The organism is Lysobacter sp. HDW10, from assembly GCF_011300685.1.
GTDB lineage: Bacteria > Pseudomonadota > Gammaproteobacteria > Xanthomonadales > Xanthomonadaceae > Solilutibacter.
This window is the reverse complement of the sequence record NZ_CP049864.1, coordinates 1,596,954-1,618,836: the sequence shown is the minus strand read 5'-3', so window position 1 is coordinate 1,618,836 and position 21,883 is coordinate 1,596,954. Positions and strand designations below refer to the sequence as shown.

Sequence of the window (21,883 nt, the reverse complement as noted above, 5' to 3'; positions counted from 1 at the left end):
CGGAACGTAATTGTTACCCAATCGTCACTCAACATAAAGAGCTCTATCGCGAACCTAGCCAATTCGCCGAACTCCAATTTTCACTAGCCCTGTGAGCGACAAACGACCTGATAGAACCAGTCAAGGGATCAACAAAATTCAGTCTATCCGCTCTCAATCTCAATGCCCGAGAATACCCATCGAAATCACACTTCTGTCGTTCATCATACGAGCGATCATTCAATATTGGCGCCCCCAACCCCGCCATTTGCACTCGCAACTGATGCTTACGCCCAGTCACCGGGAACAATGCGTAACGCCAGATCTCTCCATCCATAGACAAGACTTCAATTCGCGTCTCGCTGTTTGGCTCACCCTCAACCTCTTGCATCCTAAAGAATGGATGACCCTGCACTATTCGGGTTCGCCTCACCATGGGAAACGTTAAGTGCGGCAGAGCGGGCGCAAGCGCTTCGTAACGCTTCTCAATTTCTCGATTTCTAAACAACGCCTGATAAGCATCACGCGTTTGCGGGTTGGCTGAGAACATGACCAACCCCGCCGTCTCGCGATCAATACGATGCAAGGGCACCAAATCAGGATTGCCAAGCTTCTCTATCAATCGCGTCAGAAGCGTCTCTCGAACAAATCGTCCTGCTGGCATCACTGGAAGGAAGTGTGGCTTGTCTGCCACAACTAAGTGTTCGTCCTGGTACACGATCGATTCGGTAAATGGAATGATCGGCTCGGCTTCAACCTCACGAAAATACCGAATCTCAAGCCCGACCTTGTAAGGCGTAGTCGGTGAAAGCACACGACCCTCGGCGTCCGTGACTAACCCCCGATCAAACCGAGAGCGCCACGTCTCTTCAGAGATTTGTGGAAACCGTGCGCACAATCCAGATAGAAGCGTCTCCCATTCACCTTGCGGTAGTTGAAGTCGACTGGCGTGTTTCGCCCGAACTGGAGCCTCTGTCATGCCGTAAAGCGTAGCGTGTCGCGGCACGCTTTGCGGACAGCGAAGCAGCTTAAGGTTTCGACTTAAATCCGAGCCAGCTCAATCCAGCCGAAAGCACTAAGCCGAGAATCGACATTGAATTCGGTATTGACCAACCACCGACGTCCATCGGTAGACCAACGACTAGTCGGTAGATGTGGAACAACGCCAACAACGCAAAAATCGACCCCACAAGCTTTGCATACGCGGACTGCTTCATACATCCTCCTTGCCAACGCTACCCGGTCTTCTCGTTTCCCGGGAAAGATTCCATGTCCATCCAAAATGCTTCCCAGATGTGCCCGTCAATATCTGTGAACGACCGGTTGTACATGAACCCTAGATCTTGCGTCGGATTGACATCGGGTGTGCCGCCTAGCTTCTGGGCCACGTCAAGCAATGCATCGACAGCCGCGCGATTCTCTCGCGGCATGGCAATCATCACTTCACTCGAATCCTTCGATGGAATTGGACGTTTTGTAAATTCAGCCCATCGCGGATGACTAATTAGCATCACGGCGAAGTGGTCGTTCAGCACCATGCACGCGGCCGTCTCATCTGTGAATACCGGGTTGTTCTCAAAACCAAGTTCCGAGTAGAACGCTTTGGAGCGCTCGAGATTTGCGACGGGCAAATTGACGAAGATCATGTCTGACATATTGAAATCCTTGAATCTCAAGTTTTACTTGGTGGCATCGCGCTGTCTGGCAATGGAATGAATTCGAGTTCATCGCCAACAGGCAACTTCATACGCTGTTGTCGCCAATCTTCTGCGGCTTGGGCCAATCTATCTTTGGACGATGAAACAAAGTTCCACAACAGGAATCGCTCACCCACAGGCTCACCACCCAACACCATGACGGTGGACTCCGCAATCGCGCGTATGTCGACCGGAGACCCTGCTTTCAGCACAGCCATTTGACCAGCTTCCAGTTCAAGTCCGTTGATGTCGAGGTGTCCTCTCACTACATAGAGGGCCCGCTCTGTATATGCCGTTGATACTGTGTGCTTTGCACCTGGGATCATTTCCAAATGCTGATAGAACAAGGGCGAGTGCGTTGGCACCCCTGCCTTCAGCCCGTCCATTTCCCCAGCAATCAAGCGGCCCTTGACGCCCATTTCCGACCACGTGGGCAAATCGTGGCCCACGTGGTGGGTGAATCTCGGGTCCACTTCTTCGGCCTCATTAGGCAAAGCGACCCACGCTTGAATGCCATGCATGTGTGCGCCTTCGAGTCGTGCGCGCTCGAAGCGCTCGCTATGCGTGATGCCCTTGCCTGCCGTCATCCAATTGACTTCACCGGGTCGAATTTCCATTTTGAATCCGAGACTGTCTCGATGGGTCATGGCGCCGTCGTAGAGATACGTCACGGTGCTCAAACCGATATGCGGGTGCGGTCGTACGTCTAAGGATTTTGAAATCCCGGGCGCAAGATCCATCGGCCCCATGTGATCAAAAAACACAAACGGCCCCACCATGCGACGCGCGCGGTATGGCAGCAGCCGACCGACTTGGAAGCCACCGCCCAAGTCGTGAATGCGCTTGTCAATGATGAGGTCAACAGACATGCACGGTCTCCGAATGTGATCACCGAAGCGTACTACCAATGATGTAAAGGATTTGGGATCAAAATTCTCTAGAGAAAATCCATTGAAAAGACGTGCAGGCCTGCTAAATTCGACATTGTTGAGAGGCCAATCGCATTGGGGATGCGGATGAACCGAGTATTGAGCGCCGCCCGAGCGGCCACAAAAATGAAGCATGTCGGAATCCGCGCTGTCGGACTCCCTTTAATGTTGGCGCTGATGTCTGCTTGCGCACCCGAAGAACAAGTCGGCGCGCCAACCACGCGTGCAGGTCAGCCACTCAATCCCGCCGAAACGGCTGCGAGAATTGCGGCAATCAATGCGGCCGCAACGCTCGGCAATCAGGCCGTCGTGCAGGAGCAGTTCACGGCACTTCATTCGGACATGATGAAGTCCATGCGACTTCAAGATGTCACGCGTCGTGTTGATCCGGAAGCAGCCCGATCCATCGTTTTGCAGATGCAAGGTGTTCGCGGTGCAGCATGGGTCGATACACAAAACTTGCTGGTGCGCGTGAGCGGACCGGAACTGAAAAGCTACGCGACCCTCAATGAAATATGCAGTCGCCTCGATCCGCTTGGCGATACCTTAGGCGTTACGGTAAATCTTCAAGATGTCACGGCAACCACCGGCGATGCTGTCAACACGCTCACTAGGAACTGCCAATTGATGCCTGGCGAGCAAGCGTTTGCTGAGATGCCGCGCAAGATGGACGTCATCGATCCCGAACTGCGGGCGCAACACGCACGCAACGCTGCGAATGCGCGATCTGGCAACGTTAAGAGTCAAAATGATTATTCGAAGGGCGATCAGGCCGCAATTGACGCAATTCCGGAGATGTAACACGAAGCCAAGACACGGGGCCGCGAATTTGGGCGCGCCGCCGCGCTTAAGCCTTACTGCGCTTCAGACCAAGCCACCGCATCGATGCCCGCAGGAACAATGCGTGATCACTCCCACTCTATTGTAAACAAGACATTTTTATCTTTTATATTCAATGGCTTATTTTCCTGCTAATTGGTAATACCATGAAAAATACCATGCTCAGAAAAGGCTTAACAATATTTTGAAAAATTGCCTACTGAGCGCTGCCGCACAGCTCCATAGGCCGCTTTCCTGGCTTTGCTTCCAGATGTATGCTCTTCTGCTCCTGCAGCTAATGGATCACCGCAAACAGGTTACTCGCCTGGGGATTCCCTTTCGACCCGAGCATCCGTATGAGACTCATGCTCGATTATTATTATTATAGAAGCCCCCATGAATAAATCGCTCATCATTTTCGGCATCGTCAACATAACCTCGGACAGTTTCTCCGATGGAGGCCGGTATCTGGCGCCAGACGCAGCCATTGCGCAGGCGCGTAAGCTGATGGCCGAGGGGGCAGATGTGATCGACCTCGGTCCGGCATCCAGCAATCCCGACGCCGCGCCTGTTTCGTCCGACACAGAAATCGCGCGTATCGCGCCGGTGCTGGACGCGCTCAAGGCAGATGGCATTCCCGTCTCGCTCGACAGTTATCAACCCGCGACGCAAGCCTATGCCTTGTCGCGTGGTGTGGCCTATCTCAATGATATTCGCGGTTTTCCAGACGCTGCGTTCTATCCGCAATTGGCGAAATCATCTGCCAAACTCGTCGTTATGCATTCGGTGCAAGACGGGCAGGCAGATCGGCGCGAGGCACCCGCTGGCGACATCATGGATCACATTGCGGCGTTCTTTGACGCGCGCATCGCGGCGCTGACGGGTGCCGGTATCAAACGCAACCGCCTTGTCCTTGATCCCGGCATGGGGTTTTTTCTGGGGGCTGCTCCCGAAACCTCGCTCTCGGTGCTGGCGCGGTTCGATGAATTGCGGCTGCGCTTCGATTTGCCGGTGCTTCTGTCTGTTTCGCGCAAATCCTTTCTGCGCGCGCTCACAGGCCGTGGTCCGGGGGATGTCGGGGCCGCGACACTCGCTGCAGAGCTTGCCGCCGCCGCAGGTGGAGCTGACTTCATCCGCACACACGAGCCGCGCCCCTTGCGCGACGGGCTGGCGGTATTGGCGGCGCTGAAAGAAACCGCAAGAATTCGTTAACTGCACATTCGGGATATTTCTCTATATTCGCGGTTCAGCAGGCATGTCCCCTTTGAGGGCGACCCGACGACAGGATAATCGACCTTATGGTGCGCAAATATTTCGGCACAGACGGTATTCGTGGCAAAGCCAACGAAGGCGCGATGACGGCGGAAACCGCCTTGCGCGTCGGCATGGCGGCTGGCCGTGTCTTTCGTCGCGGTGACCACCGCCATCGTGTCGTGATCGGCAAGGATACGCGCCTGTCGGGCTATATGCTTGAACCCGCGCTCACAGCCGGTTTCACCTCGATGGGCATGGACGTATTCCTTTTTGGCCCGCTGCCGACAACGTATAGGAAGAATAAACGCCCTTTTCACCCAAGTCCAACAGCTTTGGACCGCAGTTGACTCTTTCGACACCCCTGCGATGCAACCCAATCCGGCTGACGGGGAGCCAGCAACGCTGAAAATTTACCCTCCTCTTTCCCACTAGCGGCTCCTTTTCCGACAACCAGCACGGCGGATCCCTGCCGCGGCGCTGTGAACGCAGCATTTTGATTGGTATCGTTGGCCTTCAGGCTCGTCAGTCAAACAGACCCAGGAGCAGCTCAGCCGGTGGCGCCCGGCTTTCGGGTAACGCCCTGGTCCCGCTGGTTTCGGCTTTGTGCTTCAGGTGATCAAGGATCTGCTTGATCACTATAGGGTCTTCAATGCAGGCGATGACTTTCATGGCGCCGCCGCAGCCGCTGCAGGTCTCGATGTCGATATTGAAAACACGCTTGAGCCGTTGCGCCCATGTCATCGACGCTCGCCGTTGTGCTGGTGTTGCCGGTTCATCAGCCACCCTGACCTTGTTGCCCCTGCCCCGTTTTGCCGGCGTGACCAACGCCCGGTGCCGACTGTTGGGTGCGAACACCCCGTGGAAGCGGGTTAGGTTGACTCTGGGCTTCGGTACCAGGGCGGCCAGCCTTGCAATGAAATCCAATGGTTCGAAAATGACGTGCGTGGTGCCGTCCCGGTACGGCGTCTTGAGCTGGTAGCGCACGTTGCCGCCTCGTGTTAACGACAGCCGCTTCTCGGATACCGCCGGGCGGCTGATGTACCGGCACAGCCGTTCGAGCTTCTTGCGTTCATCGGCCCTGGCCGCCACGCCGGCGTGCAGGCTGGACCCGGCTACCTTGCCAATCCCGTCACCGAACGGATCACCACTGGTCGGCAGAGTTTGCAAAGTGAACACCTTTCGCCCCGCCTGTGAACCGACAGCGATACGGTAAGTGATCGAGTGCCCCAGCAGGGGTGTCATCGGGTCGTCATCCACCGCATCCGAGGCCAGATAGCTGTTTTCGACATCCCGTTCCAGCAGGCCTTGCCGTTCCAGATAGCGACCCACCCGGTGGGCGATGGTGTGCGTCAGCTGGGTGAGCTCTGGGCTGGTCGGCGCCTTGACCCAGCGGAAACGCGCTGAGCCGTGGGATTGCTCGACATACACACCGTCGAGAAACAGCATGTGGAAGTGAACATTCAGATTGAGCGCCGATCCAAAACGCTGGATCAGGGTGACCGCGCCCGTCTTGGCCACTTGGTGGGTATGGCCCGCTTTCTTGACCAGGTGCGTGGCAATGACGCGGTAAACGATGCCCAGCACCCACCCCATGATCTCGGGCCGGCTGGCAAACAGGAAACGCAGCTGAAACGGGAAGCTCAACACCCACTGACGCATGGGTTGTTCAGGCAGTACTTCATCAACCAGCAAGGCGGCACTTTCGGCCATCCGCCGCGCCCCACAGCTCGGGCAGAAACCGCGACGCTTACAGCTGAAAGCGACCAGGTGCTCGGCGTGGCAAGACTCGCAGCGAACCCGTAGAAAGCCATGCTCCAGCCGCCCGCATTGGAGAAATTCTTCAAATTCCCGTTGCACATAGCCCGGCAATTCCTTTCCCTGCTCTGCCATAAGCGCAGCGAATGCCGGGTAATACTCGTCAACGATCTGATAGAGAAGGGTTTGCTCGGGTCGGTGGCTCTGGTAACGACCAGTATCCCGATCCCGGCTGGCCGTCCTGGCCGCCACATGAGGCATGTTCCGCGTCCTTGCAATACTGTGTTTACATACAGTCTATCGCTTAGCGGAAAGTTCTTTTACCCTCAGCCGAAATGCCTGCCGTTGCTAGACATTGCCAGCCAGTGCCCGTCACTCCCACTCGATTGTAAACAAGCACACAAAACCCTTTAGTGACAACAATTTGCAAGAACTATCAGGCTCAGTGCCATGAAAAATACCATGACCAGATCATGAGGTTGAACACGGCTTGCGCCGGCAGCGTTCACGCTCCTGGTCGGCGATCTCGCCCGGCTGCAATGCTAGCTCAGCATCGGTCATGCGCTCCAGCACGTCGCGTAGGCGGATGGTGCAAGGAATGGGCGGCAGCTCGAACTCATAGCCGCCGGCGATCATTTCGGCCGCAATCTCCTCGGTGATGAAAAACGGCTCGTCGTCTTGGTTCGGCTTCTTCATGCCCTTTCCTCCTGGCGCTCATCCTGGCCGACAGCGGCCAGGGCATCGGCTTCCGTCAATGCGTCCTCCACGAACGCGCCGTGCTGCTTCGCTTCGGCCTGGCTGACCTCGGCCCATATCCGTTTCACCTGGGCCGCACTGTACCCGGCCAGCTCGGCGGTCTTGTTGATGCTGTAGCCGGACTTGCGCAGCGCGACAACTTGGGCGCGGCGCTTCGGATCAGCACGGCGGCCCTTGTACCGCCCGGCCTGGCGGGCCAACTCAATGCCTTGGCGCTGGCGTTCGCGCCTGTCCTCGTAGTCGTCGCGGGCCATCTGCAAGGCCAGGCGAAAAAGCATGATCTGCACGGCTTCCAGCACGATCTTGGCGACGCCCTGGGCCTCGGCCGCCAGGTCGGATAGATCGACCACGCCAGGGACGGCCAGGCGTGCGCCTTTGGCCTGTATCGAGGCCACCAGGCGCTCGGCCTCGGGCAAAGGTAGGCGGCTGATGCGGTCGATCTTCTCGGCAATGACCACCTCGCCGGGCTGTAGGTCGCCGATCATGCGCAGCAGCTCAGGCCGGTCGGCGCGTGCGCCGGATGCCTTCTCACGGTAGATGCCGGCGACGTAGTAGCCGGCGGCCTTCGCGGCCGTAGTGATCGCCTCTTGGCGTTCCAAGTCCTGCGCGTCGGTGCTGACGCGCAGATAGACCCGCGCCACCATCGGCGCGGCTACTGGCTTCGTCCTGCGCATACTTGCGGGCTCCTTTGGGCATACTCAAATGCACCCATCTTAAACTGGCAGTACTGAATTCGTGCAGACCTGCCGGCCCATGTCGTTGGCGAGACTGAGCAGGTTACGAAGCGCCGCGCTGCGATTGGACGGCGACCAGACAGCCGAGAAGGCGACCGGCTCCGGCTCGTCGGTGAAGGGCAAAAAGACAATGCCGTTTGTCGGCAACAGCGCCGTGGCCGCGCCGACGATGGTGATGCCAAAGCCCTGTCCGACCAAAGACAAAAGGGTGCCACGCCCCACGTCGAAGCGCAGGATCGACGGCGCAGGCCAGCGCTCGGCATGGCGTAGCACGATATGGCTATGAACCTGCGGTCCAGTGCCGCCATGCCGGACAAGGAACGTCTCGCCTGCCAAATCGGGCCATGTGACGGCTGACCGCTTGGCGAGCGGATGCCGTTCCGGTAGCACCGCCAAGAGCGGTTCGGTCCATGTGCGACGGGAATGGCAGTCGGGTGGTTGGGGCGTGCCCGCGACGAACGCCACGTCCAACCTACCGGCGCGAAGCTGCACCACCGCTTCACGGGCCGGGCCTTCGGCGATCTCGACTTCAACATCGGGGTAATCCTTGCGGTATTGGCCGATCAGCTTTGCGAGGAAGCTATGCGGAATCAGGGCATGGATACCGATACGAAGCCGGCCGCTTTCTCCGGCTGCCGCCATGCCGGCGGTTTTCACCGCATGGTCGAGTTGGTCAATACCTACGGCTATCCGCTCGACGAAATGGCGTCCGGCCTCGGTCAGCCGAACGCCGCGCGCATGACGCTCGAACAAGAGGATGCCGAGGTCTTCTTCCAGTGCCTTCACGCGGGCGCTGACGCTGGACTGTGCAACGCCGAGCGCGTTGGCGGCGTGACGGAAGTTGAGATATTCGGCGACAGCGAGAGTGTGAACTAAGGTCATCATTGGCACTCGCCCCGAAAGGAGATGATTGCTCAACAGATTTAATCCGTCATTTCTCCTAAGTCTACGCATGCCAAATCGCCATGACTAAATCACAATGAAGTTGCGAATGGTCTGCGTAGTATTGGCAGACATATTAAATAGAGGATCGCGCCGACAATCCAAACCCAACCGTTCCATGCCCCGGCGGTGGCAGAATAGAGTGCTGTGAAGCCAAGCGGTCCTGCGATAGAGCTTAGATTGGTGAGGCTCGTTAGCGTTCCTTGCAAAGCCCCTTGCTTGTTACTGCTGACATTGTTTGAGAGCATTGCCTGCAAGGCCGGCATGCCAACACCCCCGGCGGCAAGCAGCAACAGAATCGGGAACACCATCCATCCCTGCGTGGCAAAAGCCAGAAGAACGAAGCCAGTCGCATCCGCAGCCATGCCAAACAGCAGCGTGCGCCGCTCTCCAAGCCGGCTTGAAAGCGGGCCGGTAACAAACGCTTGGAAGATCGCATGTGTTGCCCCAAACGCCGCGAGCGACAAACCAACGGTCGCGGTGTTCCACTGAAAACGGTCCTCGCCATATATGACCCATAGGGCTGCAGGCACTTGGCCGATCAGTTGAATAATGAAGAAAACTGCGAAAAGCGCACCTAGCCCGCGCAATGCATCATCCAGCCGTAACAGAACGAATGGTTTGATGCGAACCGGCTTTCCGGTCCCGCCATGGCTGTGATGAGTCTCCTTGAGGAAAATGCAGGCAAGCAGGAACGCGAACCCGTTGAGAAGGGCGGCGGCGATAAACGGGGCATGAGCAGAGATACCACCGAGCATGCCACCAAGTGCTGGCCCGGCAATCATGCCCGCCCCATAACAGGCCCCCATGTAGCCGAACCAGCGTGCGCGAGAACCTTCCCCCGTCGAATCGGCAATGGTTGAGGCTGCTACAGCTCCGGTTGCGCCCGTGACGCCGGACACGAGTCGGCCGATATAGAGCACCCATAAGACCGGCGCTGATGCCATAATCGTGTAATCGACTGCGGCTCCTGCAAGAGAAGCCAGAAGTACCGGACGCCGACCGTAAGAATCCGAAAGCTGTCCAAGCATGGGCGCGAAGACGACCTGCATCAATGCATAGAGCGACAGCAAGGCACCATAGTGTCCAGCGACCTGCTCTGCTGGCACAAGCTCACGCAGAAGCGTCGGAAGGACGGGCATGATGAGGCCGAGACCCATGGCGTCAAGACCCACGATCAGCAGGGCAATGATGGCAGAGCTGCGCACCTGAAACTCCAGCGCCGCTCAATGGAGCGACTTTATCAACGATAAGGAGATGGACATATAACTTATCGGTGATAAATTGTCAAGCACTGGCGAAGGAACGTGAATGACCAAACTGGACAAGGGCACCGTGATCGCGGCGGCGCTAGAGCTGTTGAACGAGGTTGGCATGGACAGCCTGACGACGCGGAAGCTCGCTGAACGCCTCAAGGTTCAGCAGCCTGCGCTTTACTGGCATTTCCAGAACAAGCGAGCGCTGCTTGATGCGCTCGCCGAGGCGATGCTGGCGGAACGCCATACCCGCTCGCTACCCGAAGAGAATGAGGACTGGCGGGTGTTCCTGAAAGAGAATGCCCTGAGCTTCAGAACGGCGTTGCTCTCTTATCGCGACGGCGCGCGTATCCATGCCGGCACTCGACCGACAGAACCGAATTTTGGCACCGCCGAGACGCAAATACGCTTTCTCTGCGCGGAGGGCTTTTGTCCGAAGCGCGCCGTTTGGGCGCTCCGGGCGGTCAGTCACTATGTGGTCGGTTCCGTTCTCGAGCAGCAGGCATCTGATGCCGATGAGAGAGTTCCGGACAGGCCAGATGTGTCCGAGCAAGCACCGTCGTCCTTCCTGCACGATCTGTTTCACGAGTTGGAAACAGACGGCATGGATGCTGCGTTCAACTTCGGACTCGACAGCCTCATCGCTGGTTTCGAGCGGCTGCGTTCATCTACAACAGATTAGAGGCTTATGCCCCTTTGCCGCCCCAACTGCCACGACACCGATCCGCTTTGCACGATGCCCATGACCTCACGGCCGAGCTGGCGGTCGATGACCGGCCGCCACGGGACAAGGGAAATGAGCGGTATCTTGCCAGACAGGATACCGCCATTCACGAGGTTTCGAAGATTATTGCGCCGCATCGGAGCGGGCTTGCTTCCAGTCGTCGGCTAGACGACTGGCGACTTCTCGGTGGCAGCATCACGGGATCGAAGGAGCGCCAGCCCCAACGACACCAGCACTGCCATTGCCGTGGCGTAACAAATCACGGGCCACGCTGTATCGCCGTTTACCAGCGTCACCGCCAATGTCCCGACGATACTGACTATCAGGCTTTGGATGCAGAAGTAGAACGCAACCGCTGATCCAGCGATGTCGTCGAACTGCGCAAGTGCGCCGTTGGCGGTAACGGACACCGTGAAGACAATGCCGACCGCGACAACCCACATCGGCAGGATGAAGCTGAAAAATGACGGCGATCCGAAAAGTTGGCCGATCCCCAACAGGATCGCGCCGGAAACGAGCAACGCCATCCCGCGCGCTACGCATCCCGCGATACCCCATTTGGCAACGAAGGACTTTGCGAAGCGGGTTGTCGTGACCATGACCAGCGCGACAGTCGCGAAGGCCAAGCTAAATCCGATCTCGGAATAGCCGGCTTGGCCTATGAGAACACGGGGGGCTGTCGAGAAGAAAACGAAGAATGTGCCCATGCCGGCACTAAATCCGACCGTGTAAACCCAAAAGGCCGGACTCGCGAAGATCGGCAAAACAGATCGTTGCGTTCTGGCCTGATCCAACGGTCGGGTTTCATGCCACCTGAAACTGGCGTTTAAGAGTGCGAGCGAAGCCAGTGCAGCCAGTGTGATGAAGATCGCCTGCCATCCCCAAAACTCGCCGATCAGCGCACCGGCTATAGGGCCGAGCGCAGGCACGAACGCCAGCATCGAACTGAAAAGGCCGTAGATGACGGCACCTTCGGGACGATTGGCATATACGTCGCGCACGGTCGCGAAGGTGGCCACCAGCATGGCCGATGCTCCAACAGCCTGAACCAGACGAAACGCAACAAAGGCTAATGCAGTTGAAGAACAAGCCGCTCCCAGAGACGCAGCAACGAAAGCCGTTGCGCCTACAAGCAGGATCGGCCGTCGCCCGACGCGATCGGAGAGTGGCCCAAAGATCACTTGGCCCACACCGAGCATCACCATGTAGAGGCTCAACGTGAGTTGGATTATGGATGGAGTCGTGTTCAGGACGCCCGGCATCGCCGGAACGACTGGAAGATAAATATCCATCGCCAGCGAGGCGAGGATGTCGAAGGGAGCCATAAGCAGCAAGGCTGCCGGCAGCGTATAGGCCCACGCGGGGCGTGTGGTGGTCATGACGAATCAACCGCTCGATTAAGGATACCGGGCAGCGTCTGCTCGTCAGCAATCAGATGGGATTGGTCTTACAGAGTATAGGAAGAATAAACGCCGTTTTTCTCCAAGTCCAGCCACTGTAGACCGCGAATGACGGCCTGCTTTGCCAGTGGGTGATTCTGAATCCGGCCCGTGTAGCCATCGATCCCGCCGAAAATTCACCCGTTTTTCCCGACAGCCGGGGCCAACCCAAGCCGCCGGCATAACGCATCCCTGCCGCGGCTGAATTACCGCAGCATCGTGATCGGAATCGTTTGGGACGGGTCAGGTAAACAGACCCGGCGACAGGCCAGCCGGTGGTGCCCGGCTCTCGGGCAACGGGCTGGACTCGTTGGTTTCGGCTTTTTGCTTCAGATGGTCGAGGATCTGCTTGATCACTACCGGATCTTCAATACAGGCAATCACCTTCATGGCACCGCCGCATTCGCTGCAAGTCTCGATGTCGATTTGGAATACACGCTTGAGCCGCTGTGCCCATTTCATCGACGCTCGCCGCCCAGCGGGTGTTGGCGGCTCATCCGATACCTTGACCTTTTTGCTCCCCTTGCCCCTCATGGCAGGTGTAACCAGGGCGCGGTGCTTGCTGTTGGGCGCAAACACCCCATGAAACCGGGTAAGGTTCACACGTGGCTTCGGCACCAACGCCGACAGTCTTGCGATGAAGTCCAGCGGCTCAAAGATCACATGCGTGGTGCCGTCCCGGTACGGCGTCTTAAGCTGGTAGCGCACGTTGCCATTCTTCGTGAGCGACAGCCGTTTCTCAGACACCGCCGGGCGGCTGATGTAGTGGCACAGCCGTTCGAGTTTGCTGCGCTCATGGGCCTTGGCCGCTACGCCGGCATGTAGCGAGAAACCGGCAACCTTACCGGGCATGTCACCAAACTGATCTTCCGGGTCGCAGGCGGGCAGTGTCTGCAGGGTGAACACCTTGCGCCCTGCCTGTGGCCCCACGGCGATGCGATACGTGATGGAATGCCCCAGCAGTGGAGTCATCGCATCTTCATCCACCGCATCCAAGGCCAGGTAACTGTTTTCAGCATCCCGCTCCAGTAGGCCTTGCCGCTCCAAATAGCGGCCGACCCGATGGGCGATGGTGTGCGCCAGTTGGGTGAGTTCGGCGCTGGTCGGCGCCCTGACCCAGAGGAACCGGGCTGTTCCATTGGGACGCTCAACGTACACGCCATCGAGGAACAGCATGTGAAAGTGAATGTTGAGGTTCAGTGCACTGCCGAAGCGCTGGATCAGGGTGACGGCACCGGTCTTGGCCGCTTGGTGGGTATAGCCCGCTTTCTTGACCAGATGCGTGGCGATGACGCGGTAAACGATGCCCAACACCCGGCCCATGACCTCCGGCCGGCTGGCGAACAGAAAGCGCAATTGAAAGGGAAAGCTGAGTACCCATTGGCGCATGGGCTGTACGGGCAGAACCTCATCGACCAGTAGCGCGGCGCTTTCGGCCATACGCCGTGCGCCACAACTAGGACAGAAGCCCCGACGTTTGCAGCTGAACGCAACCAGGTGCTCAGCGTGACACGACTCACAACGCACCCGCAGAAAGCCGTGTTCGAGACGGCCGCATTTGAGGTAGTCGTCAAACTCGCGTTGCACATAGCCGGGCAGTTCCCTGCCCTGCGCCGCCAAATGGGCAGCGAACGTCGGGTAGTATTCTTCGACGATCCGATAGAGCAGGGTTTGCTCGGGCCGGTGACGCTGGTAACGACCAGTGTTCTCGTCCCGGCTGGCCATCCTGGCCGCCACTTGGGGCATGATCCGCATCCTTGCGATACTGTGTTTTTATACAGTTTATCGCTCAGCTGCGAGATATTGAAGTCTCAGCTGTGATGCCAGCCAGTGCCAGACATTGCCTGTGAGTGCCAGTCACTCCCACTCAATCGTTGCAGGCGGCTTTCCACTGATGTCGTAGACGACCCGACTTACGCCGCGAAGTTCATTGATGATGCGGTTGCTCACCCGACCTAAGAAGTCGTACGGCAAATGCGCCCAATGTGCGGTCATGAAATCAATCGTCTCTACCGCGCGCAGTGCGATGACCCACTCATAGGCGCGTGCGTCACCGACAACGCCCACTGATTTCACGGGCAAGAACACCGCAAAGGCTTGGCTGGTCTTGTCGTACAAATCCGCCTTGCGCAACTCATCAATAAAGATTGCGTCGGCACGTGCAAGCAGTTCAGCGTAGTCGCGTTTGACTTCACCCAAGATACGAACACCCAAGCCCGGACCCGGGAACGGGTGGCGATACACCATCTCGCGCGGCAAACCCAAAGCAACGCCGAGTCGACGCACTTCGTCCTTAAACAATTCGCGCAGCGGCTCAACCAAACCGAGCTTCATGTCTTCAGGCAAACCACCCACATTGTGGTGGCTCTTGATGACGTGCGCCTTGCCCGTCTTACTCCCCGCGGATTCGATGACGTCCGGGTAGATCGTGCCTTGCGCCAACCACTTAGCGTTTGCAAGCTTCGAAGATTCTTCATCGAAGATTTCAATAAAGAGATTGCCGATAATCTTTCGCTTGGCTTCCGGGTCTTCAACGCCTTTCAGCTTTTCGAAATAGCGATCTGCTGCATTGACGCGAATGACTTTGATGCCCATGCCACCCTTCTCGGCTTCATCGGCAAACATCGCCATGACCTGATCGCCTTCTTGATAGCGCAGCAAGCCGGTATCTACGAACACGCAGGTCAGCTGTTTGCCAATGGCGCGGTGCAGCAGCGCTGCAACTACAGACGAATCCACACCTCCGGAGAGGCCCAGGATGACTTCATCGCTACCCACCTGATCGCGCACGCGCGCGATTTGATCTTCGATGATGTTGTCCGCGGTCCAATGCGTTTCGCAGCCACAAATATCTACGACAAAACGACGCAGCAATGCTTCACCGGCTGCCGTATGCGTCACTTCCGGATGGAACTGCACGCCGTAGATTTTTTTCGCGTCGTTTGCGAAAGCAGCAATGCCCAAGCGATCCGTCTTGGCCGTGACTTCGAATCCGGCGGGCGCCTTTGAAACATGGTCGCCATGGCTCATCCACACATTGCGTAACGCAGCCGTCGTTGCCACTTTGGAGAGCAAGCTATCTTGCGCAACAAGCTCCAACTCTGCGTGACCAAACTCGCGTTGGTTGCCAGCTTCAGTGTCGCCGCCCAATTGCTTTGCGAGCGTTTGCATGCCGTAGCAAATGCCCAAGATCGGCGTGCCGGCATCGAAGACAGCTTGCGGTGCCGTGGGGCATCCGGCTTCAGTTGTTGATTCGGGGCCGCCAGACAAAATGATGCCTTTGGCGCCGAATGCGGCAATCTCTTCAGGATTGTGGTCCCAAGCCCAAATTTCACAATAGACACCGAATTCGCGAATGCGACGCGCAATCAACTGCGTGTACTGTGCGCCGAAGTCCAGAATGAGGATTTTGTCGTTATGAATATTGGTCATGGTCTTTGCAACTTCGAAGTTAAAAAAGAAGGGCGAACAGGTCGCCCTTTATTCATCAGCCAGCGCGATAGTTCGGCGGCTCTTTGGTGATCTGCACATCGTGCACATGACTCTCGCGTTGCCCGGCACCCGTCACTTTGACGAACTGCGGCTTGGTGCGCATGTCTTGAATCGAAGCACAGCCTACGTAACCCATCGTGGCGCGCAAGCCGCCGACCAGTTGATGGACTACGGCTGACAACGGCCCGCGATACGGCACGCGACCTTCGATGCCTTCGGGAACCAATTTGTCTGCGTCAGACGAATCTTGGAAGTAGCGATCTTTCGACCCCTTCTCCATCGCGCCGAGCGAGCCCATGCCGCGATAGCTCTTATAGCTGCGACCTTGAAACAGTTCGGATTCGCCGGGGCTTTCTTCGGTACCGGCAAACAGACCGCCGATCATGATGGTCGAGGCGCCTGCAACGAGCGCTTTCCCGATATCACCTGAATAACGGATACCGCCGTCTGCAATCAACGGAATACGATCTTGCAGTGCGTCCGCCACCATTGAAATCGCGGTAATTTGCGGCACGCCCACACCTGCGACGACGCGCGTGGTGCAGATCGAACCCGGGCCCACGCCGACTTTAACGGCATCAGCACCAGCATCCATCAAAGCCAATGCAGCGTCGCCGGTGACGATGTTGCCACCAATGACTTGTAAGGACGGATAGTGCTTCTTAGCCCATGCAACGCGGTCAACAACGCCTTGCGAATGACCATGCGCGGTATCGACGATGATGACGTCGACATCCGCATCGACCAATGCTTCGATGCGTTGTTCGGTATCGCCGCCCACACCAACGGCGGCGCCGACCAACAACTGTCCGGTGCTGTCATACGCGGCGTACGGGTTGTCGCGCTTCTTTTGAATATCTTTGACCGTAATCAGCCCGCGTAATGCGAATTCGTCGTTGACGACCAGCACTTTTTCAATGCGGTGACGGTGCAGCAAGTCGAGCACTTCCTCGTCACTCGCGCCCTCTTGCACGGTCACGAGTTTTTCCTTGCGGGTCATGATGTTGTAGACCGGATCATCAAGCTTCTTTTCGAAGCGCATGTCGCGGCCAGTGACAATGCCAACCAAGTGACCATCGCCATCTACGACTGGCACACCTGAAATATTGCGCGCGCGTGTGAGATTGATGACCTGACCAATGGTGGTTTCAGGTGTCACGGTCAAGGGTTCACGAATGACACCCGCTTCAAAATTCTTGACGCGCTCAACGGCCTTGGCTTGTTCTTCCCAAGACATGTTTTTGTGCAAGATGCCGATGCCGCCGAGTTGCGCCATGGCAATTGCCAAGCGTGCGTCGGTGACGGTATCCATCGCAGCGGACACAATCGGGATATTGAGCTTGAGGGATTTCGTTAGGCGCGTAGACGTATTGACGTCTTTGGGCAGCACGATGCTGTGCGCAGGAACGAGTGAAACGTCATCGTAGGTGAGCGCTTCTGCCAAGATGCGGAGCATAAGAAGTCCGGTGGCTGGGAAGCAAGTAATTGTATCAGCAAACGCGACTTACGCGCTATGGTCGCCTTCCTGCAGCACAGCGGCCTCGAGGGTGTTTTGCATCAAGGTCGCCACGGTCATCGGCCCCACCCCGCCCGGCACCGGCGTGATCCAGCCAGCATGCGCTAATGCGGCGTCAAAGCCCACGTCGCCGACCAAGCGGCCGTCGTCAATGCGGTTAATGCCTACGTCAATCACCACGGCACCTGGCTTGACCCATTCGCCCGGCACGAGGCCCGGGCGACCGACCGCCACGACGAGAATGTCCGCGTTGCGAACAGCGGCTTCGAGCACTTCCGGCGGTGTGAACTTATGGCAACTTGTGACCGTGCAGCCGGCGATCAACAGCTCCAAGGCCATCGGGCGGCCCACATGGTTGGAGACGCCGACAATCGTTGCGTTCGCGCCGCGCACCGGTCGATCGGTATACGCCAGCAACGTGGTAATCCCGCGCGGTGTGCACGGGCGCAGGCCGAACTGGCGCAGCACCAAATGACCCACATTGGTGGGATGGAAACCATCAACGTCTTTGTCAGGCCGGATGCGTTCGATCAACCGGCTGGCCTCGGGAATTCCGGGGAGTGGCAACTGAACCAAGATGCCGTGCACGTTCGGATCGGCATTCAAGCGATCAATCAGGGCCAACAGGTCTTCCTCGGTCGTGCCTTCCGGCAAGTCGTGGTCGAAGGCTTGGATGCCCACTTTTTCAGCCGCGCGGCGTTTGTTGCGTACATAGCTTTGTGACGCGGGATCTCCGCCGACCAGCACAACGGCCAATCCGGGACGACGTTTGCCGGCAGCGACACGCGCATCGACTTGCGACTTCAACCCATTCAACAGATCGTCTGCAATGCGTTTGCCGTCGAGGATGCGTGCTTGTGCCATGAATGAGTCGCGCGTCTAGGGGTTGCGTATTATCGCACTAGCGTACGGCGCAGGTCGGGCACGCCGGATCTGCCACAATTCTCGTCCGCTTGAATTGCATGTTTAGCGCATCAAATTGCAGCAACACGCCGCTCAGGCTTTCGCCCAACCCAAGCAGGAGCTTTAGCGTTTCAGTGGCTTGAATCATGCCCACCATGCCGGGCACAACGCCGAGCACGCCCGCTTCTGCGCAGTTAAGGACGCCTTCGGGCGCATCCGGGAACAGGCAGCGATAACATGGCACCGCCCCGCGTGAGCCCGCATTAAACACACTTGCCTGACCCGTGAAGCGATCGACGGCGCCATAGACCAAAGGAACCCGCGCTTCAACGCAAGCGGCATTCAAGGCGTGTCGGACCGCAAAGTTATCTGAGCCGTCGATCACCACATCGGCGCCTTCAATCAGCGTCGACGCATTTGTCACATCGAGTGCAAGGGCATGGGTCGTGAGCGACAAGTAAGGATTCAATGCCAGCAAACGCGAGCGCGCCGAATCGACTTTCAATGCACCGACGTCTGCATCGACGTGCACGATCTGACGTTGCAAATTACTGCGATCGACGACATCCGGATCGATCAAAGTGATGTGGCCGACACCTGCTGCAGCAAGGTAGTAGGTGACCGGTGCACCTAAGCCACCTGCGCCCACGACGACAATCTTTGCCTTGCGAAGGGCAATTTGCCCTTCCAGTCCGACTTGGGGCAATCGCATCTGCCGTGAGTAGCGATCGAGAAACGCTGCGTCTTCGCCCATGATGTCGGCAGCAGTGTTCGGCACTTCGATCGGCAAGCCTTGCGCAAGCCAAGCGTCAGTGCCGCCTTCGACAGACACCACATTGAATCCACTTGCGCGAAGTGTCTCAACGGCATTTGCAGAGCGAATGCCCTTCTGACAAATGAGCAGCACGACATCTTCGCCAAGGATTTCAGCAGGGGTCGTTAAGAGTGTGTCTAGTGGAACAGCGGTGGCGCCTTGCGCCATGCCGCTCAATTGTTCGACCTCACCGCGGATGTCGATGATGCGAACGCCTTGACTGATCCTCTCGAAGGCCTCGCGCGGCATGAGCGAGCGGACAGTCATGATTTATTTGTCGTTGCGCTTGTGGTGTCGAATCATGCGCTGACGTTTTGCTTTCTGCTTGTCGCTCAGCACATTGACCTTGTCTTTGAACGGGTTCTCGCTCTCGCGGAACACAAATCGGACGGGGGTTCCGACCAATTTGAAACGCTTGCGGAAGAAGTTTTCCAAATAGCGGCGATATGAATCAGACAAAGTCCGCAAACGCGTGCCGTGCACAATGAAGGTTGGCGGGTTGCTACCGCCCGCGTGCGCGAAACGCATCTTTGCTACGTGGCCACGAATCACCGGCGGTGGATTGGCGGTGTACGCCGCTTCTACGGCGCGCGTGACTTCACTGGTTCCGAACTCGCGTGTTGCCGAGGCGTGTGCACGATGGATCGCACGGAACAATTCGCGCAAACCCGAACCATGCAAGGCTGAGATTCGAACAGCTTGTGCCCAATCCACAAAGCCCAGCTTTCTTGACAGCATGGTTTCCGCTTGGTCACGGGCGTATTTTTCAAGCCCGTCCCATTTGTTGATTGCAATCACCAAGGCGCGACCGGCGTCTAAGACTGCAGACAACACTGTCGCATCTTGGTCAGTCACACCTTCAGTGGCATCCAACATCAATACAGCGACTTGGCATTGTTCGATGGCTTGCAGTGTTTTCACCACTGAAAACTTTTCGACCGCCTCATCCACTTTCGAACGACGGCGCAAGCCTGCGGTGTCGATCAAACGATACTTGCGACCATCGCGTTCGAGGTCGACAGAGATCGAGTCACGCGTCGTGCCGGGTACGTCGGAAGCGATCATGCGCTCCTCGCCCAAGATGCGATTCACGACAGTCGATTTGCCGACATTCGGACGCCCAATAAAAGCAATTCGAACGCGTTCCGGATCGTCGTCGAGTTCTTCGCCTTGTCCATGTTCGGGCAACTTCGGATAGACGACTTCAAGCAAGTCATCAATACCCGAGCGATGCGACGCCGCAGTCGGAATGACATCTTTAAAACCGAAACGCACGAATTCATTGACCGCAGCGTCGGTATCAATGCCGTCGACTTTATTCACAACGAGCAAAGTCGGACGTGCGAGCTTACGCAACCAGCGCAAAATCTCGTCGTCGAGCGCAGTCGGACCTTCACGGCCATCGACCACAAAACAAATTAGATCGGCTTCTTCTGCGGCTGCACGCGATTGTTTTGCAGTGGCACCGGCCAAACCTTCTTCTTCGCCCGCAATACCACCGGTATCAATGACGACAAACGGACGCTCTTCATCCAGTCGGCAGACGCCATAGTTTCGATCGCGGGTAACACCGGGTTCGTCGTGTACCAAGGCGTCACGCGTGCGCGTGAGCCCATTAAAAAGCGTGGATTTGCCGACGTTTGGGCGGCCTACAAGCGCTAACGTCGGCAGCATGACTTAGTTCGCGCGGAAAGCGGCAATCTCACCGCCCGAGTTTTGAACGATGACCATGCCATCGGCCACAACAGGCTGGCTGCGGATCGGACCACTACCAAAGCGGATGCGATTGACCAAGTGGCCATCGCTCATGCGGAACCAGTGCAGATAGCCGTCGTAGTCACCGACCACAGCGTAGTCGCCCAACACCGCAGGCGCAGACACGCTACGACGCGTAAGTTCAGGGTAGGACCACATGGGTGCACCGGTCGCTTTGTCGAGCGCCCATACAACATCATTGGCATCGCTCACAACGAGTGCTGTTGCACCCAAACCGACGCCGCCTGCACCACCATGTTCTTGCGCCCACATGATTTGGCCGCTCGGACCGTCTACGGCGACGGTGCGTCCTTTGTAGCTCGTGGCGTAGAGCACAGAGCCTTCCAGCACCGGTTGGCCATCGACATCGACCATGCGTTGAAGTTCATTGCGGCCGTCGGGGTCCGCCACCGTGGCTTCCCAACCTTGACCGCCGTCAGCGGCACCAATGGCCACCAACTTGCCGCTATCTGTCCCGGTAAAGACGGCGCCAGGCCCCATCAAGGGCGCACTGTTACCGCGCACCGACAACGCAACCGGCTCAGCCGACCACGTCCAATGTTTCTCGCCCGTATTCATATCGAAAGCAGTTAAGCGACCGTCGTTCGAACGAACAACAACGACGCCGTTCCCAATGGCGGGCGCGGTAATCACTTCATTGATGACTTTCGCCGTCCACTTTTCAGCGCCGGTCGCTGCATCAAGTGCAATGACTTCGCCATCGAGTCCGCCAACGACAACCAAGCCTTGGCCAGCACCCGGGCCACCCGAAATGCGTGCTTTCGAATCGTAGGCCCACAGCTGTTTGCCCGTTGCGAGGTCATAAGCGCGTACGCCGCCCGAAACAGCAGCCGCATACACGTGACCGTCCGCAACAGCGGGCGACTGTACGAGACCTGCACTATCGTCGCCTTTGCCTGCGCTCACCGACCACACTTTTGAGAAGTTGGCCGTGGCGGTGAACTTCACCAGCTCAGCGGGCTTGGCAGCCTTCTTGTCAGCGCGGGCTGAGCTCGAACCAAACAGGTTCTTAAATGAGCTACAACCAACCAGCGTTGCCATGCCAGCGACCAGCAGTGAAGTCTTAAACAAGGTGGAGCGAACGGTCATGCGTGAATT

21 protein-coding genes and 1 pseudogene are annotated in these 21,883 nt (G+C 57.6%); 4 read left to right on the top strand and 18 right to left on the bottom strand.

Features of this window, described 5'->3' with window-relative positions; all coding sequences use genetic code 11:
• Positions 1-43: 43 nt before the first annotated feature.
• The 4 genes from G7069_RS07815 to G7069_RS07800 are packed head-to-tail and all read right to left on the bottom strand — an operon-like array spanning position 44 to position 2,545.
• Positions 44-958: a pseudouridine synthase gene (locus tag G7069_RS07815; protein ID WP_166296042.1), complete on the bottom strand. Its 915-nt coding sequence runs from the start codon at positions 956-958 to the stop codon at positions 44-46.
• A gap of 49 nt (positions 959-1,007) precedes the next feature.
• Positions 1,008-1,196, bottom strand: coding sequence for a hypothetical protein (locus G7069_RS07810; RefSeq protein WP_166296039.1), 189 nt, complete (start codon positions 1,194-1,196; stop codon positions 1,008-1,010).
• A gap of 18 nt (positions 1,197-1,214) precedes the next feature.
• Positions 1,215-1,625 (bottom strand): VOC family protein, encoded by a 411-nt coding sequence (locus G7069_RS07805; protein ID WP_240912519.1) that lies wholly within the window; start codon positions 1,623-1,625, stop codon positions 1,215-1,217.
• 26 nt (positions 1,626-1,651) lie between these two features.
• Entirely contained in the window at positions 1,652-2,545 is an 894-nt protein-coding gene (locus tag G7069_RS07800; protein ID WP_166296033.1) for a pirin family protein, read from the bottom strand.
• Positions 2,546-2,770: 225 nt separating this feature from the next.
• Between G7069_RS07800 and G7069_RS07795 the strand changes: the two genes are divergently transcribed.
• From G7069_RS07795 to G7069_RS07780, 3 genes are all read left to right on the top strand, one after another.
• Complete coding sequence (locus G7069_RS07795; RefSeq protein ID WP_205758703.1) at positions 2,771-3,406, top strand: hypothetical protein; 636 nt, start codon at positions 2,771-2,773, stop codon at positions 3,404-3,406.
• A 414-nt stretch (positions 3,407-3,820) separates the two neighbouring features.
• Positions 3,821-4,636 carry a sulfonamide-resistant dihydropteroate synthase Sul2 gene (sul2, locus tag G7069_RS07785; RefSeq protein ID WP_001043260.1) on the top strand — a complete coding sequence of 272 codons (816 nt, stop codon included), beginning with the start codon at positions 3,821-3,823 and terminating at the stop codon, positions 4,634-4,636.
• 86 nt (positions 4,637-4,722) lie between these two features.
• Positions 4,723-5,025, top strand: a complete 303-nt coding sequence (locus tag G7069_RS07780; protein ID WP_000251875.1) for a phosphoglucosamine mutase — start codon at positions 4,723-4,725, stop codon at positions 5,023-5,025.
• 175 nt (positions 5,026-5,200) lie between these two features.
• Here the strand turns inward: G7069_RS07780 and G7069_RS07770 are convergent, their stop codons facing one another.
• The 5 genes from G7069_RS07770 to tet(G) all read right to left on the bottom strand — a co-directional run bounded on the left by G7069_RS07770 (position 5,201) and on the right by tet(G) (position 10,073).
• Entirely contained in the window at positions 5,201-6,694 is a 1,494-nt protein-coding gene (locus tag G7069_RS07770) for an IS91-like element ISVsa3 family transposase (RefSeq protein WP_001120888.1), read from the bottom strand.
• Positions 6,695-6,904: 210 nt separating this feature from the next.
• A complete protein-coding gene (locus G7069_RS07765; protein ID WP_000743213.1) occupies positions 6,905-7,129 on the bottom strand; it encodes a hypothetical protein in 225 nt (74 codons plus the stop codon).
• A complete protein-coding gene (locus G7069_RS07760) occupies positions 7,126-7,863 on the bottom strand; it encodes a recombinase family protein (RefSeq protein ID WP_001366550.1) in 738 nt (245 codons plus the stop codon). The genes G7069_RS07765 and G7069_RS07760 overlap by 4 nt, the downstream gene beginning before the upstream one ends.
• Positions 7,864-7,902: 39 nt before the next feature.
• Positions 7,903-8,808: a LysR family transcriptional regulator gene (locus tag G7069_RS07755; RefSeq protein WP_240912516.1), complete on the bottom strand. Its 906-nt coding sequence runs from the start codon at positions 8,806-8,808 to the stop codon at positions 7,903-7,905.
• Between the two features lie 89 nt (positions 8,809-8,897).
• The gene (gene tet(G), locus G7069_RS07750) at positions 8,898-10,073 is read right to left on the bottom strand and encodes a tetracycline efflux MFS transporter Tet(G) (protein ID WP_001257840.1); all 1,176 of its coding nucleotides are present in this window, start codon (positions 10,071-10,073) and stop codon (positions 8,898-8,900) included.
• A 103-nt stretch (positions 10,074-10,176) separates the two neighbouring features.
• Between tet(G) and tetR(G) the strand changes: the two genes are divergently transcribed.
• Positions 10,177-10,803 carry a tetracycline resistance transcriptional repressor TetR(G) gene (gene tetR(G), locus G7069_RS07745; RefSeq protein ID WP_000163574.1) on the top strand — a complete coding sequence of 209 codons (627 nt, stop codon included), beginning with the start codon at positions 10,177-10,179 and terminating at the stop codon, positions 10,801-10,803.
• On the opposite strand, the pseudogene G7069_RS10625 reads toward tetR(G), so the two are convergent.
• The 9 genes and pseudogenes from G7069_RS10625 to bamB form a co-directional block, all read right to left on the bottom strand.
• Positions 10,800-10,916 (bottom strand): annotated as a pseudogene (locus G7069_RS10625) (DUF3363 domain-containing protein); the annotation flags it as partial. The gene tetR(G) and the pseudogene G7069_RS10625 sit on opposite strands and share 4 nt — an antisense overlap.
• A gap of 93 nt (positions 10,917-11,009) precedes the next feature.
• Positions 11,010-12,224 (bottom strand): chloramphenicol/florfenicol efflux MFS transporter FloR, encoded by a 1,215-nt coding sequence (gene floR, locus G7069_RS07735; protein WP_093994463.1) that lies wholly within the window; start codon positions 12,222-12,224, stop codon positions 11,010-11,012.
• A gap of 303 nt (positions 12,225-12,527) precedes the next feature.
• A complete protein-coding gene (locus tag G7069_RS07730) occupies positions 12,528-14,030 on the bottom strand; it encodes an IS91 family transposase (protein ID WP_138773302.1) in 1,503 nt (500 codons plus the stop codon).
• A 111-nt stretch (positions 14,031-14,141) separates the two neighbouring features.
• Positions 14,142-15,716, bottom strand: a complete 1,575-nt coding sequence (gene guaA, locus G7069_RS07725) for a glutamine-hydrolyzing GMP synthase (protein WP_166296024.1) — start codon at positions 15,714-15,716, stop codon at positions 14,142-14,144.
• Positions 15,717-15,771: 55 nt separating this feature from the next.
• Positions 15,772-17,232, bottom strand: a complete 1,461-nt coding sequence (gene guaB / locus G7069_RS07720) for an IMP dehydrogenase (RefSeq protein WP_166296021.1) — start codon at positions 17,230-17,232, stop codon at positions 15,772-15,774.
• 48 nt (positions 17,233-17,280) lie between these two features.
• Positions 17,281-18,156 carry a bifunctional methylenetetrahydrofolate dehydrogenase/methenyltetrahydrofolate cyclohydrolase FolD gene (gene folD / locus G7069_RS07715; RefSeq protein ID WP_166296018.1) on the bottom strand — a complete coding sequence of 292 codons (876 nt, stop codon included), beginning with the start codon at positions 18,154-18,156 and terminating at the stop codon, positions 17,281-17,283.
• A 37-nt stretch (positions 18,157-18,193) separates the two neighbouring features.
• Positions 18,194-19,276, bottom strand: coding sequence for a molybdopterin-synthase adenylyltransferase MoeB (moeB, locus tag G7069_RS07710; RefSeq protein WP_166296015.1), 1,083 nt, complete (start codon positions 19,274-19,276; stop codon positions 18,194-18,196).
• 3 nt (positions 19,277-19,279) lie between these two features.
• Entirely contained in the window at positions 19,280-20,683 is a 1,404-nt protein-coding gene (gene der, locus G7069_RS07705; protein WP_166296012.1) for a ribosome biogenesis GTPase Der, read from the bottom strand.
• A gap of 3 nt (positions 20,684-20,686) precedes the next feature.
• Positions 20,687-21,874 (bottom strand): outer membrane protein assembly factor BamB, encoded by a 1,188-nt coding sequence (bamB, locus tag G7069_RS07700; RefSeq protein ID WP_166296009.1) that lies wholly within the window; start codon positions 21,872-21,874, stop codon positions 20,687-20,689.
• Positions 21,875-21,883 lie beyond the last annotated feature (9 nt).

Coding starts and splice junctions, on each gene's coding strand:
- G7069_RS07815 (WP_166296042.1), bottom strand. CDS start 958: ATGACAGAGGCTCCAGTTCGGGCGAAACACGCCAGTCGACTTCAACTA.
- G7069_RS07810 (WP_166296039.1), bottom strand. CDS start 1,196: ATGAAGCAGTCCGCGTATGCAAAGCTTGTGGGGTCGATTTTTGCGTTG.
- G7069_RS07805 (WP_240912519.1), bottom strand. CDS start 1,625: ATGATCTTCGTCAATTTGCCCGTCGCAAATCTCGAGCGCTCCAAAGCG.
- G7069_RS07800 (WP_166296033.1), bottom strand. CDS start 2,545: ATGTCTGTTGACCTCATCATTGACAAGCGCATTCACGACTTGGGCGGT.
- G7069_RS07795 (WP_205758703.1), top strand. CDS start 2,771: ATGTTGGCGCTGATGTCTGCTTGCGCACCCGAAGAACAAGTCGGCGCG.
- sul2 (WP_001043260.1), top strand. CDS start 3,821: ATGAATAAATCGCTCATCATTTTCGGCATCGTCAACATAACCTCGGAC.
- G7069_RS07780 (WP_000251875.1), top strand. CDS start 4,723: ATGGTGCGCAAATATTTCGGCACAGACGGTATTCGTGGCAAAGCCAAC.
- G7069_RS07770 (WP_001120888.1), bottom strand. CDS start 6,694: ATGCCTCATGTGGCGGCCAGGACGGCCAGCCGGGATCGGGATACTGGT.
- G7069_RS07765 (WP_000743213.1), bottom strand. CDS start 7,129: ATGAAGAAGCCGAACCAAGACGACGAGCCGTTTTTCATCACCGAGGAG.
- G7069_RS07760 (WP_001366550.1), bottom strand. CDS start 7,863: ATGCGCAGGACGAAGCCAGTAGCCGCGCCGATGGTGGCGCGGGTCTAT.
- G7069_RS07755 (WP_240912516.1), bottom strand. CDS start 8,808: ATGATGACCTTAGTTCACACTCTCGCTGTCGCCGAATATCTCAACTTC.
- floR (WP_093994463.1), bottom strand. CDS start 12,224: ATGACCACCACACGCCCCGCGTGGGCCTATACGCTGCCGGCAGCCTTG.
- G7069_RS07730 (WP_138773302.1), bottom strand. CDS start 14,030: ATGCCCCAAGTGGCGGCCAGGATGGCCAGCCGGGACGAGAACACTGGT.
- guaA (WP_166296024.1), bottom strand. CDS start 15,716: ATGACCAATATTCATAACGACAAAATCCTCATTCTGGACTTCGGCGCA.
- guaB (WP_166296021.1), bottom strand. CDS start 17,232: ATGCTCCGCATCTTGGCAGAAGCGCTCACCTACGATGACGTTTCACTC.
- folD (WP_166296018.1), bottom strand. CDS start 18,156: ATGGCACAAGCACGCATCCTCGACGGCAAACGCATTGCAGACGATCTG.
- moeB (WP_166296015.1), bottom strand. CDS start 19,276: ATGACTGTCCGCTCGCTCATGCCGCGCGAGGCCTTCGAGAGGATCAGT.
- der (WP_166296012.1), bottom strand. CDS start 20,683: ATGCTGCCGACGTTAGCGCTTGTAGGCCGCCCAAACGTCGGCAAATCC.
- bamB (WP_166296009.1), bottom strand. CDS start 21,874: ATGACCGTTCGCTCCACCTTGTTTAAGACTTCACTGCTGGTCGCTGGC.